Genomic DNA, 15,569 nt, shown 5'->3' with positions numbered 1-15,569 from the left:
CGCTACCTCACATGCCAATGGCGACGCACGCGTCTCATTAATAAAAACATCCAAGGCCAAAGTATACAGTTTATCAATGCGCTCCATAACGATAACGGATTGAAAACAACATCTTGAATCAAATATTCACCAAAGAAGATCAACACCTCAAACAAGACCGTTAACGCGGCAATGATCATCGCTTGCTGCCATAACGCCATGTTACGAATGACGAGGAAGTTCATCGCAATAATGTACATCACTATTGCCATCATCATGCCTCGAATACCCAGAGTAGAGCCGATCAAAAGGTCCCACAATAAGCCTAAAATCAAAGCACTACCCACGTTAACACGATGCGGTAGAGCCAAAACCCAGTAACACGTAACCAGCAGTAACCAAGATGGTCTAAATAAATCTAAGCTACCAGGCCAAGGGATCGTCTGCAGAATCAGTGCTATTAAAAATGAGCAGAAAATTACTACCTTGCTTCTCAAAACGCTATTGGCCATCTTCGCCCTCTAACAATGCTTGTTCTATGCTCGATTGATCCGCTTGCATCTGTTTGTTTTCATCAGGCCATACAAGCAGCAGGTATCTGAGCTTATCGAACTCAACCACAGGCTCTGCTTTAATCACAGCGAACTCACGTTTCGGGTCGTAATCAACGGCCGTAACATAGGCGACTGGATAACCTTCTGGATATACCCCACCAAGACCTGATGTCACCAACAGATCTTCTTCTTGTATATCGGTACTGGTTGGAATGTGCTCTAGCTGGATCTCATCAATCATGCCATTGCCCGAAGCAATCACACGGATGTCATTACGAATAACCTGAACAGGAATCGCATTGTTTGCATCAGTGAGTAGTAATACACGACTATTATGAGCAGCAACGAAAGTGACTTGGCCGACAATGCCTTTTTCGTTGATCACCGGCTGACCTTCATACACCCCATCAATCTGACCTTTGTCGATCACGACTTGATGGCGATATGGTGAAGTGTCTACCGCCATAACTTCTGTGACGACTTTCTTCTCATCACGGATAAACGGCGAGCCTAACAGCTTACGAAGGCGCTTGTTTTCTTCTTGATATTGCTCAAGCAGAATCAGCTCGCTCTTCAGACGCAAGACTTCTCGTTTAATATTATGGTTAGATTCAATTAACCCTTTGCGAGTGCTAAAACGGTCGTAAACACCATCGAACATAGTGCGAGGCAAGTTGGCTGCATATTGAATAGGCGCAACCATGCTGTTTAATAGATAGCGAACATTTGAGAAAGCATCTAAACGACTATCAGCCAGCATAAGGCTGGCTGATAAAATTACAGCAAAAAACAGGCGCAATTGTAGAGAGGGACCTCTACCAAAAATTGGCTTCATTCTATATTTGGTCCTAGAGCTACATTTGATCCTATAGACAAGGTCCTAGGCTCTTTACATAAAACTAGATAAGAAAAGAGCCTAACACTAGATATTATTCTTCGCTGAACAGATCGCCGCCGTGCATGTCGATCATCTCTAGAGCTTTACCGCCACCTAGAGCAACACACGTTAATGGCTCTTCTGCAACAACAACAGGGATACCTGTTTCTTCTGTTAACAGACGATCAAGGTCTTTAAGCAGTGCACCACCACCCGTTAGTACCATACCGTTTTCTGAGATATCAGAAGCCAGCTCTGGTGGACACTGTTCAAGTGCAACCATCACTGCAGATACGATGCCAGATAGAGGCTCTTGAAGTGCTTCAAGGATTTCGTTTGAGTTTAGGCTAAAGCTACGAGGCACACCTTCAGCAAGGTTACGACCACGTACTTCGATCTCTTCGACTTCATCGCCAGGGTAAGCTGAACCGATTTCGTGTTTGATCTTCTCTGCTGTCGCTTCACCGATCAAGCTGCCGTAGTTACGACGAACGTAGTTGATGATCGCTTCATCAAAACGGTCACCACCAATGCGAACAGAAGACGAGTAAACCACACCGTTCAGTGAGATAACCGCAACTTCAGTAGTACCACCACCGATATCAACAACCATTGAACCTGTTGGCTCAGAGACACGTAGGCCAGCACCAATCGCAGCAGCCATAGGCTCATCGATTAGGTAAACCTCACGAGCACCAGCACCTAACGCTGATTCACGGATAGCACGACGCTCAACCTGTGTTGAACCACAAGGTACACAAACCAAAACACGAGGACTTGGTTTAAGCACACTGTTGTCATGCACTTGTTTGATGAAGTGCTGAAGCATTTTTTCCGTTACGTAAAAGTCGGCAATTACACCGTCTTTCATTGGACGGATCGCTGAGATGTTACCAGGCGTACGACCAAGCATTTGCTTAGCAGCGTGGCCAACAGCAGCGACACTCTTTGCAGAACCCGCACGATCTTGGCGAATAGCGACAACTGAAGGCTCATCAAGAACAATGCCTTGGCCTTTTACATAAATAAGGGTATTGGCTGTACCTAAATCAATCGATAGGTCGTTTGAAAACATGCCACGAAGTTTTTTAAACATATTCTTCGCTCATCCTGCAAGAATTAGAAGACAAAAATTGCACTAAATGTACCAATGCCTTGCTGTTACGGCAAGGCATTGAAGTGCAAACATGGACTGAAACCCGCAATTTCTTACAGATTCCTAACTTAAGGGGCAAAAATTATATTATTACTGACCTGTTAAGCCACTTTCACCTCGGTAGATCACACGATCGTTACCACGGTAGATACCAAATGTGACGACGGTGGAGGGATCTTCATCGCCTAAGCCTCTCCAGTTATACTGTAGCCAAGGTTGAGTTCCCTTACTTCCAAAACAAGTAACTCCACTTGGTGAACTACCCTGCCTTAAAAACAACCTGACTTGCTCACGACGACTAGTATCTTGCTTAGCAATAAGGTTACTTGATACCCCCTTCAATACTGAGACAATATCATCACTTCCATTATCATCTGTATCGCTAGTTAATTTGGCATCTGTAACCTCTGAATCATGCCAAATTTTAGTTACACAGTAATCACTACCATTAAACTGGCTTCCACTGTCATCTGAATTAATCTCAAATTTACTTCCAGACCAATACTGAACTTCTAATGGAACTTGGATACTACTACCTTGATTACCTCCTACATCTTTGAGAGACATCCTTCCATATCTAAAATCCGGTTGAGCATTAAACTTTGTACCATTGGTATAATCTGTATTAGTATTGTCTAAGTCTAGAAATTGTAAATCTACACCATCAACTTTATCACTGACCCACACCCCAAATTCACTAGTAGTGTCATCGTACGGGCCATCTTCACTAGCTAACCTTAAGAATTCATAATCAAAATTTTCAATTGTTAAACGAGCCGAAGACCAATCATCTTCTCCCCAACTAATGTGGTCCGCATCCTTTTCTCCTGATAACCAAACCCTTGTATTTAAAACTGCACCATCTTCTTCGTTTATCGCTACATGCTTAATCGATGCCTTTAATGAATCCGCAAATAGACCATAGTTAGTCACTGGTTCGTTATCTCGATTGCGGGCTTCAACGATAAAATTGAAAGAAATACCCTGTGCCATATAAGCAAAACTATCGTGACCGCTAGAATAGTTCCAACTGTTACTAATAAGTGTTAAGTAATCAGGATAAAAACGACCTATATTCTTGTTTCCAGAAAATCCGCCAAGAATCTTGCCATAAAAGCTGCTCGAGTCTTCGGTCACTTCAAAATTTATACTACCAACTTCTGAATAATTTAAACTTTTGAATTTATAACCATTATCATCAAGACTAATATCGGAACTAGACTGAGTCAATTGGCTACCAGGCTCTAAGCTACCAAGCACTGCACCATTATTGCTAGGAGTATCCAGAGTATGAGTTGCAACGACAGCACCAGAGGACAGCAAATAGTTTTGTGTTACTAAGCTATTGTTACACGAAGGGTTAGCGTTACTCGAGAATCTAATTGGTTTAGCAAACACGTCAAACTCTTCCCCCGCAGCAACAAACGCATTCCCACCACTGCTGTTACCATCAGAATTGCTGCCTGTACAAATCGCAAATTTCCAAGGGCGAGAGTAGACCGAGAAACTTCCCTCTACATCATAATTCCCATCTTCGGGACAACCAGCGAAACCAGTACAATCAAAACTATTGTCTTTTAAAGTGACGTTGAAAAGCCCTGACTCAGAGATAGTTAAGTCTGTTGAGGCGCTGCCTTCTTCAAATTCAGGTAAATAAACCAAAGAACCATCGGAACCACTCCAAGAACTATCAAGCTCGTGGGAAATAGTAATTTCATCATCAGCTTCACCTACATAGTTTTCAGCAACAACAATTGAGTCACCAGAATCGCATGCTAAAACTTTAGTTACTGTCGGTGTGGCCTGCCCTGCAATAACGTTAAGATGATTGGTTGGAGTATTGCCTTCCACTAAAGAGAATTTAAATGGTACGAACTTGAACTGGCTTTCAACCTCTTTACCAGAATCATCGACTAATGTCGCCGTTAGCTTATAACCTGTATCAAAATCAATATTGGCAGTATCTTTAGCGACAACTTTTAAAGTTAATTCACCATCGTCATTTGAAACATAATTAGGGTAAGTACCTGAACCTTGTTCTTGCAGTACAGAAACGTCGAATTCATCAGCGTCTGGCGTAATACTCACCGTAACACCTAGGCTTCCCGCCACACCATTATTAGAGGTATTAATGGTAAATTGAGGGGAGTCGTCGCCACACATCAAAGCTAAATCGGTTGCTGGGGAAATATCAATTTCATAGTCATCCGAAGGTTGAAAACAATGATTGTCAGTCGCAATAATCTTAGAAGTATTCCTCAGGCTAATAGCCTTAGCAGTAACTGCACCATAGACCGTTGACTGGTTGCTCATAATGACATCGACTTCGCTATATAAAAGACCTCTAAACTCACTCCGGTTGGCAAAGTTAACAGTAGAGTTTTGCAATGCGTGGATAAAAACTACTAGTTGCCCATCACCTTCTTCACCGAAAAATGAATCATTATTACTTAAATTCACTTTTCCTATGTGAATAATAACTTTTTCTCCGTCAGGGATAATGACTCTCCCTGCGTTATTAATATCCAAACTACCGACCCAGTATGTGCCGCTATAAAATGTTACAGAGCCTTTTCCAACACTCAAACTTCCTATTGATTCATTATTAGAAAATTCTGCATCATCCTGCCATACATTTACAGTCTCCAGTCCATTATCAGGAGATTGGAAGCTTTCTAGTTCTTGCTTATTAACCAACAATCCTTCTTCACCATAACACTCCGTACTATCACAAGCGCTCTCCTTCTTATTTCCTGTTATCGTATTTTGAGGAAACCCTATATACCTCTTTCCATTTGATACTAACGCTCCTTCTATCCCCTCCGATGTATCCAACAAAATATAAGTATTCTCGTTATTTTTCCATGTTTGAGCTGGTGAAGGGAATAACTGACAAATTTCACTCGTTGGCGGCTTATCAAATAAAAAGTACGAATAGGGCTCTACAACATGCGCACGTTCATAATCTTGAGTCATGTCTTCTTCGTTGATTAAAGCAACACCAGTTTTCGATACTGAACAGCGCCTCAACCAGCCGCCATTGTTACCATTACGTGTACGCTTTGACGCGAGTAATGTAGGGATACCCGAAAAACCAGAAGCTGAAAAATCTTGTACAAGCTGACAACCTTCTGTGATTGGTTTGATAACCCTATCATCGATATTCAGCGTATTTGATGTTGACCCTTGGCCAAGCCAAAATTTCTGCCCATTTATAAACCCTTCTCCTAGCCCTGCGACAAAAGCAACTTGTTCATTACTAGTAAGCTGAGCATTAGATGAAACTTCTGAACGATCAAGGACTAGATTAAATGCATTTGTTGTCGGGTTTAGAGCTATTGGGGTTAACCAAACAGGAGCGCTACCTTGCATATTGCTCAAGCTTTGAATCTGTACTAAAACGCCCGGAGAAGAGCTAAAGTTGGATGACAAGCCAAAATCACTGAATTGCACCAACTTACTATTATTAGACCCACCACCAACATTTGAATAAGTACGGTTATAATCAACTGTTCCTGCGACTAACTTCGCCCCACTATCAAACTCCAGTACGCCAGGTTCAATGACCAAATAATCGATATTTTCCATTGGAGCATCAACGTACTCCACTAAAGGATCGCTGGCATTGGTGCTACATCGCCACTGCCCTTCATTATTCTGCTTCAAGCGAACACACGCCGCATCATGGGGTGGAAGTAGCTGCTTTATCGTTGCCTGACTCGATGAAATAGACCAAACACGGAGATCAGAAGGGTATTCTGTCGTTTTACTATTAAAGTTTGAGCGGGTCGCATTAACCGTTGACATAACAAACACCAAAGGCGCTGAATCATAGGTTTTTTCAAACTCAATTACACACTCTACTTTTGATCCGGAAATAGTACATTTATCGGCGGGAATCGTACCGAACTCAAACTGAGGGTTAGTATTAACATTAGCTTGAACTAATGGAGATAAAAAAAGCGCAACTAATAATATTGAAAAATGCTTTATCATAACTACTCCCTCACCCAAACTTCTTGAATACGTTGAACTTGGTTAATCCCCGAGCCACAGATTGCCGTTGATTCTATTTTGAAAAAGCCAACACCATCTAACACTCCGATCTGACTGCAAGTTAACTCATCGACGGTACAGATAGTCGACATCCCACTGCTCACTTGATTTGAATTTAAGTTACCACACGCTGCACTAACACTTGTTGAAACCGCGGGAGATACAGTCAAAGGGTACACTTGAGTAAGTGCCCACTCATTCGCAGAGTGTGCTAGCAACCAAGCCTGTGTCCCTAGTTGCTTACGGGTCAATGTATCGTGATTGGACCATTGGACTTGCACTAGAGAAGTCGCGAGGAAGCCCATCACCACGATAACAAATACCGCGACGACCAAAACACTCCCTTGTTGAGATGATTTACTATGGCGCATTGAGTACCTGCACATCTTGTTGATAAACACTGATTTCGTTGTTTTGCTCAAGCACAAGTTCGATATGAATCACACCACCGCGCTGTAAGCTTGGCTCTTCGTAACGGAAGTTACTTTTTGTATAGTTAACGCTATCTGTGACCCTTACGCCATTACGCTCAATGACACCTTGTCCTTCGATAGTATTGTTCACTATACAGAAGCTGACATGATTGTTTTTTTCATAAATATAGTGTCGTTTTGCAATAGACTCACTCACAAGACTCAAAGCTGTAACACTGAAAGAGTTGGTATTCTGAACTGCACCCGAGACGTCAATTCGTTTATTGGACTCCACTGCCAAATCATTAAAACTACTTGGATTTATAATAAGATAATCTCCTACAGAGAGACTTGGGGCATCTTGACCAACAATGAAGTCCAATTGATTGCCTGGTTCATCGAAGTGATAAAAACCGGAATATTTGATCGAATAGAATGAAAGACACTTTCTATCAAAAGCAAGTGTAGGTAAAAAAGTCTGAACTTCAGTGAAGCTATTGGGAACTGCGTGGCTTATCTCTCGCGACATTTTCTCAACAACAAACTGCCCTTTTACTTGCACCTTTTGTCTATCGATAGTGTCGACATAACCTTTCATGCCATATTCAACAAAGCCTGCAATCGCTAGGCCAATGACGGCAACCACAACAATGGTTACGATCATTTCTATCAAAGTAAAACCACGTTGTTTCATTAGTAGTTCCCCTTGTAAGCAACCAAGCTATAACGGTTGTTACCACCAAATATCTGTAACTCAACGCGCTTCATCGTTCCAATTACATTGTCGTTAAGCCCGTCCATGTCTTCGTCATAAAGCACCAAGACCTCAACACGGAAATTGGCATAACTGTCTTCGATATTTTCATCTAGGATATTAGCAAGTGGGTACTTAATAGGTGATACACATGCTGATTCAGTAGTATCGGTGTACCAACAGCCAATATAATCATCGACATCATTAAAAGCAGCAGGCGTTGCTTCTGAGCCATCAACGCCAAGTTCATTAGGGGCAGAACAAGCAGTCGCACCTGTATCCCCACAACGCACCAGACCACCATCAAAATCACTATGTTCATCAAAACCACGTGCCAATATTTGGTTCATCAAACTCTGACCTAAGGCCACGGAACGGTTTTGATACTGTGGGTCTGCTGAACTTGCCACTTGTGGTGCTAAAAAACTGGTAATCGTGACCATCGCAATACCCAAAACGATAATCACAACAATACTTTCAATCAGAGTAAAACCACGTGAGCGAATCATAGACATGCTCCCTCACGCACATAACCTTGAGAATTAATACAGACTTGGGCGCTATTGCTCGAAGTGGTTGAGTTAATCGTAATATTCACCCCAGCACTTACTGAAGGGTTCCCCAATAAATCAAAGTCGATAACAGTATTCGCTGGAGAAAACGTTATATCTGATATACGTACATAATCACTACGCGCATCGGCTTGTGACTTTTGAGCGCTGTTCGATAGATTTAAACTGCAAGCGGTGACAGAGCCTAGACAGTTACTATTTATAGCAAGGCGAAAACTGTCATTAGCCGCTGAAACATTCGATTGCATTCGATTGACTTGGATTTGGCGAATTACGGAAATGGTTTGCTCTTGCGCAGTAAAAGTGGAATAGCTAGAGGTACCAACGAAGCGACTCGCGGCAAACGTTGAAATAATACCGAGGATAATGATAACGATGATCAGCTCTACCAGAGTAAAGCCGTTGGATTTTGGGCTGTTATCCATAATGAGCCTCTAACTGCCAAGCGAATACTAATTATACAAGATAACGAATGTAGTGATCTTATGTATATGAATAGTTTTGATATTTATGAGTTTTAGATAGAAAAAAGGCCAGCAGGAGCTGGCCTAAAACAATGAATACTAATTAGTCACACGCAGTATTTGGTTCGTTATCTTCACCAGGAACCACAATAGCAACTGTAGCAGGAGCATCGGCAGCCGTAGCTTCTGAGTATCTTACACAGCTTCCCGTGAAATTTTGAATACCATATACCAACGTAGCATCAGTACCTACAGTACCTGTAGCGCTTAATTCTACAAACTCACCAGATTGATCAATCGTAGATCCAATACCAGCCGAAGTTGCAATAGGGTAACCGAAAGAATGAGCAATATCATCGATAGTCGTATCTGCTGCACTTGCCGCAACATATTGCTGAGCTTCAATACCTTCAATTGCAGCCTTACCATAAGAAATTCCCATTGCACCAGAAATCGCACCACGTAAGCCTTGTAGTGTCGAGTTTTTCGCATCATCTTGAAGGTTTAGGAAACGTGGTGCCGCAGTTACAGCAAGAATACCTAGAATAACAATTACAACCACTAGTTCGATTAGGGTGAAACCGCCTTGTCTTTTCATAGTTAAGCTCTCTCTATGTTTAATTTTACGCAGACTTACTGCAAAGTTACGGTCACACGACCAGTTTTCATTTCGTAAACAAATTCATGTTCTGTACTACCTTCTAATTGAACGTAAGTACAGGTTGCATCACCTGAATTCGCTTGCGCTGAATATTTGTAATTTGAGTCATTAGCGATATCTGAAACCGCACCAACTTTAGGTGGGTTTTGCAGCAAGTTTTCCATCAACTCAGAACATGTTTCATCTGAAATATCTTGTGGAGCAGTGCTCGAATTATTGTTCAGAGTCCACGGATAGCCATCACGAAAGTCGGTCTCGACGTTGTTACTGTTTTTTGATCTTGTTAACCAAAAATCAACACCATCATAGTTTACAGTATTGTATGTTTCAACACCTATCTTCTCTGATGGCCTAGCCTCTGCTTCCCACTGTGCTCTTGCTGATAATACTGCGGTTGCAAAACCACCAGCCACGCCTTCAATACTGGATTTTTTAGCCTCATCTGTCACATCTAAGAAGCGGGGTAAAGCCGCCACTGCCAATAAACCAACGACAACAATTACGATGACTAATTCGACAAGGGAGAAACCCTTTTGATTTTTAAGCATTTTCTACCTACTCATCTAATTACTAACGCGCATTATACATTTGCACACGTATAAAACCATAAAAACAGTGTCAATATTCTCACAAAGCCAAAATATTGGCTTTTACACTAAACCTTTCGCTTTCAAGTAATATGTCTACCTGATATTTATCAGAATAATGATAACTACAGTGAAACTGTATGTTATCACTTTTATCTTCAACACTTGGAGAGCTTAGCCCTAAAATGCTCCCTTGAGGATATAATTGATCCAGCCAATAATTACAGTCTCGCTCCGTACCTTGGATAGGCATTACCCACCCAGTTCTGCTGTAGATCTTTGGGGGTTCCGAGCCTTCTTCTTGCCCAGCACCCGATAACAAATACTGCTGTTTGAACAAATTGGCTTGCTCTAAAATCCGCTTGCTCGCGACGATAAATGCCGTGTTAGTCGCTTCTTCTTCTACCGTTTTGAATGCCGAAAGCACACCGACAATAAGAAAAAGAATAACCACTGTCCAAATAACAAAACGTGAGCGTTGTAGGTTATTTAGCATTCCCTAGCCTTTGATCGCATCCAACATTCCCCACATCGGCAAGAAGATACCTAGCGCCAAAATCAGCACCATGCCTGCAACGATGGTTAACAAAATGGGTTCAATTCTGGCGGTTAAGGTTTTCAGATCGTAATCGACTTCGCGGTCATAAAAATCAGCCACTTCAAGTAATAGCTCATCAATACGACCCGTCTCTTCACCGACGGAGATCATTTGTATCACGAGCGGTGTGAAAATTTCGCTGTTAATCGCGGTCGACGAAACCGTACTACCGGCTTCTATGGCCGATTTCATGGCTTGAACTCGCAACTCTAGAAAACGGTTATCTAAAGCTTCCGCCGAAAGCGCTAGCGACTGGTTCAGTGGAACACCCGCTTTAAGCATCAAAGCAAAAGTACGCGAGAAGCGTGACAACAGTGCTCGATTCACTACCCCGCCAATGACCGGCATTTTTAAGCGTAATCGATCCCACTTTTCCAAGCCTTTGTCTGTCTTCACCCAAGCTTTAAAAGCGAAGATAAGACCAAAGATCACTCCAAGCATTAAGCCCCAGTAATTCACAAAGAACTCAGACATACCAATCAAGATACGAGTAGGCAGCGGCAAGTCGACACCAAAGCGCGCAAACATGCTTGAGAACTGTGGAATAACCTTGATGTTAAGAATGAACATTGCAATCAAGATAAAACTGATCACGAATGTTGGGTAACGCATCGCAGTCTTAATTCGTTTGCGAGTCTCTACTTCTTGCTCATAGTATCCAGCCAATTGCAGCAAAGATTGGTCTAGACGACCGGTATTCTCACCAACCCCTATCATAGAGACAAACAGCGGACTGAACACCTTAGGATGCATCTGCATTGATGCTGATAATCCACGACCATTGGTTAACTCAGCAACCACGTCTTCTAAGGCCGCTTTCAACTGCTTGTTTTCACAGTTTTGGGTCAGGCCTTTCATCGACCTTAATAGTGGTACACCCGCCTTGGTTAGGCTGTATAACTGTCGACAAAACAGAACCAACACCTCTAACGGTACACTCGGAAAGAACAGACTCGATACATCCATATCTAAGACTGAACCACCACTTTTGCCCAGTTTGATAGAGGTTGGAATGATCCCTTTACTCATCAAGCTTTCAGCAGCAAGATCTTCGTTATTCGCGTCTAATTGCCCACTTACTTGACTACCATCAGAGCTGCGACCTACATAACGATACGTTGGCATATCATTCTACCCCTACAGATAAATTGGGTCAGTGGCACCGGACGCATCACCTTCGCCAAGATGCATTATCTCATCAAGACTCACGACACCTTGCAAAGCCAATTCCATCGCAGAAGCCAATAACGGTTTATAGTTTTCAGACTGTCTCGCCTTTTGAGCAAAACCTACCGCATCATTAGCTCTCAGTGCATCCATCATGTTTTGCTCTAGCTCCAACATTTCAAATACACCAATTCGCCCGCGGTAACCCGTTAAGTTACAGTTCTGGCAACCACGGCCTTTCATAAACGGCACACCTACTTGGTTAGGGAAACGGACGCTCAGCCATTGCTTGCGAGGTTCATCTAACTCATCCTCAACCTTACAATCTGTACACACTTTACGAACTAATCGCTGTGCGACTACTGCTCGAACAGCGCTCGCGACCAAGTAACCCGGAGCACCCATATCCATCATACGCAACGCGCTGTCTACCGCATCATTGGTATGTAACGTACTTAATACTAAGTGGCCGGTCAGTGCAGCTCTCAAGCCTATCTCAACGGTTTCGTGGTCACGCATCTCACCGATAAGAATAATATCGGGATCCTGACGTAGAAAGGTTCTCAAGATAGTAGAGAAATCGAGATTGATCTTAGGGTTTACCTGAACTTGATTCACACGAGGTAGGCGGTATTCCACCGGGTCTTCCGCAGTAATGATCTTTTTACCCGGTTCGTTTAACTCACTTAACGCGCCGTATAAGGTTGTTGTTTTACCTGAGCCGGTTGGTCCGGTAACCAAAATCATGCCATGTGGACGGCGCAATTGTTGACGCAGACGAACCAACAGATCACTCGGTATGCCCGACTCTTCTAGTTTACGTAGGCCTGCTGACTGGTTAAGAAGACGCATAACCACTGATTCACCGTGCTGTACTGGCATGGTCGACATACGAATATCAACCGACTGACCTTTAGCTCGGATATTAAAGCGACCATCTTGAGGAAGACGTTTCTCTGAGATATCGAGGTTTGCCATCAGCTTCAAGCGCAGTACAAGTGCCGAAGCAATATTCACCTCATTCAGCAATGTTTCATGCAGCACACCATCAATACGCTGACGAAGACGCAATACGTTTGAATCTGGCTCGATATGAATATCCGAAGCGCCAACCTGAATAGCATCTTCAAATAGCGAGTTGATCAGCTTAACGACGGTAACTTCATCACTGTCTTCTTCAGCGATATCGAAATCAAAGGCATCATTAACTTGGTGTTCAGCGTGAAGTTGCTCTGCAAACGAGGCAATCTCTTTGGTTCTTCGATAATAGCGATCGAAGCCATCAACCAATTGCCTCTCTTGAGCAACAACGAATTCCAGCGCGTAATCGCCGAGCTGACCAAGCAAAGACTCTTGGGCAAACAGATCGGCTGGGTCGCTCATTGCAACACGCAAAGTGTCACCTTGGCGTCCAATAACCAATGCACGAAGGCGACGAGCATGTACTTCGGGCAAAAGCTGTACCGCTTCAACATCGACAACAGCTCGGCTTAAATCAATAAGAGGAATCTCTAACTGCTGCGACAAAAAGCTCAGCATTTGTTGTTCTGACAAGAAGCCAAGCTCAATTAGAGCGTCACCCAGCTTACGGCCGGTACTTTTCTGAGCGGCCAGTGCTTGTTCAACTTGAGCCTCAGTGATAATGCCTTCTTCGACAAGCAAATCACCAAGTCTTTTTCTTAATCTAATTTGCATCGCCGCTCTCCTCTAAAGCATTGAGTATTTTTAACCGGTCACGCACAAAGCTTTGTGATTGAGATGAGATACCGACTCTGGTTAACGCACCTTGGTATGACGCTTTAGCAGCTGTGAAATCGAGTTGACGTTCTTGCTGAATCGCTAAGCCTAACCACCAGCGAGCATTATCTGAATCGACCTCAACCAACTTTTGGTAACTTTCCAATGCCACTTCTTCTTGCTGACTCTTTTGACTCAAGGCCGCACGCATCGCCAAATAATTTTGGGTAGGGTTCGGTGGTAAATGTATTAACGGACTTAAAGCCGCTTCTGATTGATTCGCTTTTACCAGCAGTTTTGATAACCCTAAACGCAGTTTTTCACTGTTGATGTTGAGCTTGATACCAGACTGATAAAGCTCATAGGCTTTGCGAGTATCGCCTTTACCAAAATAGAGAATCGCAAGTTTCTGACGGACATCTTCATTTCGTGGCGTGTAGCGTAGAGCTTCAGTGTAGCCCTTCAACGCACCAGTAAGATCGTTCGCATCAAGCGCTTTCTGAGCTCGACCTTGTGCATTCACAGATAGCTGTTCCGGAGTTAACTCAACCTGCTCGATCAACATTCCGCTATTTTCTGAATCACCAGAGGCTACAGGCTCATTAGAGATAGACGCAGGATCTTTTTTGGCCACACTAGCAACGTAAACTGGTTGGGGGATGTCAGTCCTAATCGTTTTAGGCGTGCTTAGAGGTTTAGCCGGTGTTTGTTGTTTTGTCGCTTTTGGGGCAGACATAACAACTGATTCGGAAACACTAGGCTTAGATTGAGCGCTTTTTGCCATCGCAGTGTTTTCTGTTGAAAGGATCGCAGAGTCTAGTGTCACCAATTTCTTAGTTGGCGATGAGATAGGTTGAGCAACTTCCTGAATGCCATTTGAATCATCAACGACAGAGACTTGAACCTGTAAATCTCGAGTTGAGATTGACTGCTCAACAATAGACTGATCAATCACAGGGCCTTGCGATATCGCCCAGCCGCCCATCGCTAAACTCAAAGTAAAACCCGCAACAACCCAAACTAGGGGGGAACGCGTTTTTACTTTAGGTACGACTGCCGCTTCAATCGAAGTCGCTGATTTTTTCTTTGCCAATTCAGACAAGGCGTTGTTAATGACGCTCATAATTAATTCCAACCCCACAGTATTGGCGTTTTAAATTTAGGCTTACACACATCGTACGTTTCATGCATAGCTGAAAAAAGATGTTGGTTGTCGATACTTTTCTTATCTTCACTGAACGAAAGCAATAGAGCCTTATGGCAAAGTTGGTTTATCAATCTAGGGATACCTAACGACGAACGACAGATCGCCTTTTTTTGATTCAAGCTGAATAACTCAGGACTGCCACCAGATTTAGCGATTCGATTATCAATATAAGCCACCGTTTCATCGAGATTCAGCGGTCTCAGTGTCGAACTAAATGTGATTCTTTGGCGAAACTGCCTTAGGTGATAAGCCTCTAATCGAGCATCCAATTCTGGCTGACCTAATAGAACAATCTGCAGCAGTTTTTTATCTTCCGTTTCAAGGTTACCAAACAACCTTAATGTTTCGAGCGCTTCATCCGATAGAGCCTGAGCTTCATCAAGAATAGCCACCACTCTTAAACCAGAATTGTGCAATTCAATGAGCTTATGCTGAATGTTATCAACCAAGGTTGCTTCATTATCGACAGCTAAACCAAGCTCTGTTGCAACCGCCTGGCGCAAGTCTGCCCCTGATAACACAGGGTTTGGTAAGTAGATCAGAGCTGTACAGTCATGTAGGTGATTGACCAACATCCGGCAAACCATGGTTTTTCCAGTGCCTACCTCTCCGGTCACCTTAATCACGCCCTCGCCCATTTCCAACGCCGAGATTACCGTCTGAATCGCTTCGAAATGAGGCGCTAAACCATAGAAGAAATCGGTATTCGGCGTTAAGGTAAATGGCAGTTGTTCAAAACCAAAGTGAGCTTGATACATACGACGACCTAGCTTAGTGAGACACTGCC

General features: G+C 43.1%; 15 protein-coding genes. All 15 read right to left on the bottom strand.

Features of this window, described 5'->3' with window-relative positions; translation table 11 throughout:
• Window positions 1-2 precede the first annotated feature (2 nt).
• The 15 genes from mreD to AB4375_RS06390 all read right to left on the bottom strand — a co-directional run bounded on the left by mreD (window position 3) and on the right by AB4375_RS06390 (window position 15,540).
• A complete protein-coding gene (gene mreD / locus AB4375_RS06460; protein ID WP_017061361.1) occupies window positions 3-491 on the bottom strand; it encodes a rod shape-determining protein MreD in 489 nt (162 codons plus the stop codon).
• On the bottom strand, window positions 481-1,368 hold the full coding sequence (gene mreC / locus AB4375_RS06455) for a rod shape-determining protein MreC (protein WP_004735927.1): 888 nt from the start codon (window positions 1,366-1,368) through the stop codon (window positions 481-483). The genes mreD and mreC overlap by 11 nt, the downstream gene beginning before the upstream one ends.
• Before the next feature lie 94 nt (window positions 1,369-1,462).
• Window positions 1,463-2,506 carry a rod shape-determining protein gene (locus tag AB4375_RS06450; RefSeq protein WP_017062957.1) on the bottom strand — a complete coding sequence of 348 codons (1,044 nt, stop codon included), beginning with the start codon at window positions 2,504-2,506 and terminating at the stop codon, window positions 1,463-1,465.
• Between the two features lie 150 nt (window positions 2,507-2,656).
• Window positions 2,657-6,562 carry a DUF6701 domain-containing protein gene (locus AB4375_RS06445; protein WP_372051220.1) on the bottom strand — a complete coding sequence of 1,302 codons (3,906 nt, stop codon included), beginning with the start codon at window positions 6,560-6,562 and terminating at the stop codon, window positions 2,657-2,659.
• Between the two features lie 2 nt (window positions 6,563-6,564).
• Window positions 6,565-6,993 (bottom strand): MSHA biogenesis protein MshP, encoded by a 429-nt coding sequence (locus AB4375_RS06440; protein ID WP_372051219.1) that lies wholly within the window; start codon window positions 6,991-6,993, stop codon window positions 6,565-6,567.
• Entirely contained in the window at window positions 6,983-7,729 is a 747-nt protein-coding gene (locus tag AB4375_RS06435; protein ID WP_102398236.1) for a prepilin-type N-terminal cleavage/methylation domain-containing protein, read from the bottom strand. The genes AB4375_RS06440 and AB4375_RS06435 overlap by 11 nt, the downstream gene beginning before the upstream one ends.
• Window positions 7,729-8,298, bottom strand: a complete 570-nt coding sequence (locus tag AB4375_RS06430; RefSeq protein ID WP_372051218.1) for a prepilin-type N-terminal cleavage/methylation domain-containing protein — start codon at window positions 8,296-8,298, stop codon at window positions 7,729-7,731. The genes AB4375_RS06435 and AB4375_RS06430 overlap by 1 nt, the downstream gene beginning before the upstream one ends.
• Window positions 8,295-8,786 carry a prepilin-type N-terminal cleavage/methylation domain-containing protein gene (locus AB4375_RS06425; RefSeq protein WP_372051217.1) on the bottom strand — a complete coding sequence of 164 codons (492 nt, stop codon included), beginning with the start codon at window positions 8,784-8,786 and terminating at the stop codon, window positions 8,295-8,297. Before AB4375_RS06425 ends, AB4375_RS06430 begins: the two co-directional genes overlap by 4 nt.
• A gap of 142 nt (window positions 8,787-8,928) precedes the next feature.
• Entirely contained in the window at window positions 8,929-9,423 is a 495-nt protein-coding gene (locus AB4375_RS06420; RefSeq protein WP_372051216.1) for a type II secretion system protein, read from the bottom strand.
• 35 nt (window positions 9,424-9,458) lie between these two features.
• The gene (locus AB4375_RS06415) at window positions 9,459-10,034 is read right to left on the bottom strand and encodes a prepilin-type N-terminal cleavage/methylation domain-containing protein (RefSeq protein WP_372051215.1); all 576 of its coding nucleotides are present in this window, start codon (window positions 10,032-10,034) and stop codon (window positions 9,459-9,461) included.
• A gap of 79 nt (window positions 10,035-10,113) precedes the next feature.
• Window positions 10,114-10,569, bottom strand: coding sequence for an MSHA biogenesis protein MshF (locus AB4375_RS06410; RefSeq protein ID WP_372051214.1), 456 nt, complete (start codon window positions 10,567-10,569; stop codon window positions 10,114-10,116).
• 3 nt (window positions 10,570-10,572) lie between these two features.
• Complete coding sequence (locus tag AB4375_RS06405; RefSeq protein ID WP_372051213.1) at window positions 10,573-11,796, bottom strand: type II secretion system F family protein; 1,224 nt, start codon at window positions 11,794-11,796, stop codon at window positions 10,573-10,575.
• Window positions 11,797-11,808: 12 nt separating this feature from the next.
• Window positions 11,809-13,533, bottom strand: a complete 1,725-nt coding sequence (locus AB4375_RS06400) for a GspE/PulE family protein (protein ID WP_372051212.1) — start codon at window positions 13,531-13,533, stop codon at window positions 11,809-11,811.
• Window positions 13,523-14,698 (bottom strand): tetratricopeptide repeat protein, encoded by a 1,176-nt coding sequence (locus AB4375_RS06395; protein WP_372051211.1) that lies wholly within the window; start codon window positions 14,696-14,698, stop codon window positions 13,523-13,525. The genes AB4375_RS06400 and AB4375_RS06395 overlap by 11 nt, the downstream gene beginning before the upstream one ends.
• A gap of 2 nt (window positions 14,699-14,700) precedes the next feature.
• Window positions 14,701-15,540, bottom strand: coding sequence for an ExeA family protein (locus AB4375_RS06390; protein ID WP_017061348.1), 840 nt, complete (start codon window positions 15,538-15,540; stop codon window positions 14,701-14,703).
• Window positions 15,541-15,569: the final 29 nt, after the last annotated feature.

This window comes from Vibrio sp. 10N.261.51.C6, assembly GCF_041471785.1.
GTDB classification, from domain to species: Bacteria; Pseudomonadota; Gammaproteobacteria; order Enterobacterales; family Vibrionaceae; genus Vibrio; species Vibrio crassostreae_C.
This window is presented reverse-complemented; position numbering and strand designations above follow the sequence as displayed.